The 3,730-nt window shown below is 59.2% G+C and carries 6 protein-coding genes; all 6 read left to right on the top strand.

Going from position 1 to position 3,730, the window contains the following annotated elements; translation table 11 throughout:
- Window positions 1–157 precede the first annotated feature (157 nt).
- The 6 genes from tusD to ACRESJ_RS34330 all read left to right on the top strand — a co-directional run bounded on the left by tusD (window position 158) and on the right by ACRESJ_RS34330 (window position 3,630).
- Window positions 158–550: a sulfurtransferase complex subunit TusD gene (tusD, locus tag ACRESJ_RS34355; RefSeq protein ID WP_431761857.1), complete on the top strand. Its 393-nt coding sequence runs from the start codon at window positions 158–160 to the stop codon at window positions 548–550.
- A gap of 1 nt (window position 551) precedes the next feature.
- Window positions 552–914: a sulfurtransferase complex subunit TusC gene (gene tusC, locus ACRESJ_RS34350; protein ID WP_431761856.1), complete on the top strand. Its 363-nt coding sequence runs from the start codon at window positions 552–554 to the stop codon at window positions 912–914.
- The gene (gene tusB / locus ACRESJ_RS34345) at window positions 914–1,207 is read left to right on the top strand and encodes a sulfurtransferase complex subunit TusB (protein ID WP_431761855.1); all 294 of its coding nucleotides are present in this window, start codon (window positions 914–916) and stop codon (window positions 1,205–1,207) included. The genes tusC and tusB overlap by 1 nt, the downstream gene beginning before the upstream one ends.
- Window positions 1,204–1,539 (top strand): TusE/DsrC/DsvC family sulfur relay protein, encoded by a 336-nt coding sequence (locus ACRESJ_RS34340; protein WP_431761854.1) that lies wholly within the window; start codon window positions 1,204–1,206, stop codon window positions 1,537–1,539. Before tusB ends, ACRESJ_RS34340 begins: the two co-directional genes overlap by 4 nt.
- The gene (locus ACRESJ_RS34335; RefSeq protein WP_431761853.1) at window positions 1,536–2,537 is read left to right on the top strand and encodes a glycosyl transferase family protein; all 1,002 of its coding nucleotides are present in this window, start codon (window positions 1,536–1,538) and stop codon (window positions 2,535–2,537) included. The genes ACRESJ_RS34340 and ACRESJ_RS34335 overlap by 4 nt, the downstream gene beginning before the upstream one ends.
- A gap of 91 nt (window positions 2,538–2,628) precedes the next feature.
- Window positions 2,629–3,630 (top strand): glutathione S-transferase family protein, encoded by a 1,002-nt coding sequence (locus tag ACRESJ_RS34330; RefSeq protein ID WP_431761852.1) that lies wholly within the window; start codon window positions 2,629–2,631, stop codon window positions 3,628–3,630.
- Window positions 3,631–3,730: the final 100 nt, after the last annotated feature.

Genomic DNA, 3,730 nt, shown 5'->3' with positions numbered 1-3,730 from the left:
GCCGCAGGCTGCGATCTTTTGATCTTGATCTTTTGAAAACCAAAGTCAAAAGATCGCAGCCTGCGGCAGCTCCTACACGGGGTGTTATGGCAATCGCCCTTCGCCGCCCAGCCGATAAAGCTTTATCATGGCCCCAGTTTCGCTGATCGAGTCCGTCATGAAGTTCGCCATCGCCGTATTTTCCGCCGCCCATGCGCCCTCCTCGCGCCGCGCCTTGCTGTTCGCCCAGGCAGCATTGGCCGGTGGGCATGAGATTGTCCGGCTGTTTTTCTATCAGGATGGCGTCTACAACGCGTCCGGCAGCGTAGTCACACCCCAGGACGAACTGGACTTGCCCAAGCAATGGCGTGCCTTCGTCAGCGAGCAAAAACTCGATGGCGTGGTGTGCATCGCCGCCGCCCTGCGCCGTGGCGTGTTGAACGAGGAAGAAGCCAGGCGCTATCAGCGCGAGGCAGTTGCCGTCGGCGCGCCATGGGAACTGTCCGGTCTCGGCCAGTTGCATGATGCGGCGCAGGATGCCGACCGCCTGATCTGTTTTGGTGGCGCATAAGATGGCTAAATCCTTGCTGATTATCAGCCGTCAGGCACCATGGTCCGGGCCAGGCGCGCGGGAGGCGCTGGACATCGTACTGGCTGGCGGCGCTTTCGATTTGCCGATCGGCCTGTTGTTTCTCGATGATGGCGTGTTCCAGCTGGCAACAAAACAGGACGCCAAGGTCGTGCAACAGAAAGACTTGAGCGCCAACCTGCAGGCATTGCCTATGTTCGGTGTCGAAGAACTGTTTGTCTGTGCCGACAGTACGGCGCAGCGTGGCCTGGACGCGAGCGCCCTTTCGCTGGCAGAAGCCCAGGTGCTGGCCGCCCATGAAATCACCGCCCTTATTGACCGTTACGACCAGGTGATCACCCTCTGATGTCGACTTTGCATGTGTTGTCTCATTCCCCGTTCGGTGACGATCGCCTGAGCAGCTGCCTGCGGCTGATCGGCGTTGACGACGCGCTGCTGCTGTCCGGCGACGCGGCTTACGCCTTGCAGCCGAACACCGAGCCTTTCAACAACTTGAGCGCTCGCGGCTTGCAGCTCTATGTTCTGGCCGAAGATGCCCAGGCGCGGGCCATCAATGTTCCAGCCTGGGCCAAGGCCATCGATTACCCGGCATTCGTCGAACTGTCGATCCATCACGACAAGGTCAACAGTTGGCTATGAGCGCATTGACAGTCGGCACCCGCGCCATCGAACTGGACAAGGACGGTTTCCTGGTTGATCTAAGCGACTGGTCCAACGACGTCGCCAGTGCCCTGGCGGCGGTCGAAGACATTGAGTTGAGCCCCGAACACTGGGAAATCCTCGAACTGCTGCGCAGCTTCTACGCCGAATTCCAGTTGTCGCCGGCCACCCGTCCACTGATTAAATACACCGCACTGAAACTCGGTCCGTTAAAAGGCAACAGCCTGCACCTGAACCGACTGTTCAAAGGCACCCCCGCCAAACTCGCCGCGAAACTGGCGGGCCTGCCCAAACCGACGAATTGCTTATGACCGACTATCGAGCGCTGACCCTTGAAACCCCCGCCGAACACCCCTTCGCCCAGTTCGTGCGAATCCTCGGCAAAGGCAAACGCGGCGCCCGCGACCTGACGCGCGAAGAGGCACGCGAAGCCATGGGCATGGTGCTCGATGAGAAGGTCGAGGAAACCCAGCTCGGCGCATTCCTGATGTTGCTGCGACACAAGGAAGAGAGCGCCGAGGAAATGGCCGGGTTCACCGAGGCTTTGCGAGAGCGTTTGAAGGCGCCGGCATTGGCGGTCGATCTCGATTGGCCAACCTATGCCGGCAAGAAGCGTCACTTGCCGTGGTATCTGTTGGCGGCCAAGTGTCTGGCGCAGAACGGCGTGCGAATCTTCATGCATGGCGGTGGCGCCCACACGGCGGGTCGACTGTACAGCGAGCAATTGCTGGATGAACTGAAGATCCCGCTGTGCCGCAACTGGCTGCAGGTCGGCGAGGCGCTGGATAACGGTGGCCTGGCCTTCATGCCGCTGATGGATTGGGCGCCACAGCTGCAACGCATGATCGACCTGCGAAATACCCTGGGTTTGCGTTCGCCAATCCATTCCCTGGCGCGGATTCTCAATCCGCTGGGCGCCCGTTGTGGCCTGCAAAGTATTTTCCATCCCGGCTATCAGGCTGTGCATCGCGATGCCAGCGGACTGCTCGGCGACACCGCCATCGTGGTCAAGGGTGACGGCGGCGAGATCGAGATCAACCCGGACGCCGACAGCCACTTGTACGGCACCACCGGCGGCGAGAGTTGGGACGAGGAATGGCCGCAACTGTCGAGCCAACGCCACGTCAAACCGGCTTCGCTGGAAATCGAACATCTGAAAGCAGTGTGGCGTGGTGATGTGGTCGACAGCTACCCGCAAATGGCGCTGATTTCCACCATGGCCCTGGCGTTACGCGGTCTCGGTCAGCCCCGCGATCAGGCATTTGAAACGGCGGAAAAATACTGGTCTGCTCGGAACAAATCGATTTAGCCGATTATTTACGCCCGATCTTTGCGCTTTTTGTTCGAACCCATCGGACTAGACTCCACTCCAACGATTATTGGTTTCCGGAGTCTTGAACATGGGTTTACTAGTTGATGGCCGCTGGCAGGACAAATGGTACGAAAGCAGCAAGGACGGCGCGTTCCAGCGTGAACAGGCGCAACGCCGCCACTGGGTGACCGCCGACGGTCAACCCGGCCCGAGCGGCGACGGTGGTTTTACCGCCGAGGCTGGTCGCTATCACCTCTATGTTTCCCTTGCCTGTCCGTGGGCTCATCGCACGCTGATCCTGCGCAAGCTCAAGGGTCTTGAAAGCTTGATCGATGTCTCGGTAGTCAGCTACCTGATGCTGGAAAACGGCTGGACCTTCGACAAGACGCACGGCTCGACCGGCGACAAGCTCAATGACCTGACCTTTCTGCACCAGCGCTACACCAGCGATGCCGCCGACTACACCGGTCGCGTCACCGTGCCAGTGCTCTGGGACAAACAGCGCCAACACATCGTCAACAATGAATCGTCGGAAATCATTCGGATGTTCAATGGCGCTTTCGACGAGCTGACCGGTAACGACCTGGACTTTTACCCGGCACTGCTGCGCAGCGAGATCGATGCACTCAACGAGCGGATTTATCCGGCAGTGAACAACGGCGTTTACCGCGCCGGCTTTGCCACCTCACAGCAGGCTTATGAAGCAGCGTTCGATGATTTATTCGCGCAGCTGGATCGACTGGAACAACTTCTGGGCGCCAAGCGTTACCTGACGGGTGAATATCTGACCGAAGCGGACATCCGGCTCTTCACCACGTTGATTCGCTTCGATGCGGTTTATCACGGCCACTTCAAGTGCAACCTGCGGCGGATTGCCGATTATCCGAACCTGTCGAATTGGCTTCGGGAGATTTATCAGTGGCCAGGGATTGCCGAGACTGTGGATTTCACCCACATCAAGCATCACTACTACGGCAGCCACAAGACCATCAACCCGACAGGTGTCGTGCCCAAAGGCCCGGAACAGGATTTCACCGCGGCCCATGATCGGGAGCGGTTGAGTGGGAAAGGGGTTTGGCGCAAGGCTTGAGGTTTGTGCAGGATTTGAGGGCCTCATCGCGGGCAAGCCCGCTCCCACAGGAGCCTCGGTCGGTCACAAACTTTGTTTGTGTACACCCGGAACCTGTGGG

It is taken from the genome of Pseudomonas sp., assembly GCF_050739655.1.
Taxonomy (GTDB): Bacteria; Pseudomonadota; Gammaproteobacteria; order Pseudomonadales; family Pseudomonadaceae; genus Aquipseudomonas.
Note: the sequence above shows the minus strand (reverse complement) of the source record. Positions and strands in the feature narration are given on the sequence as shown.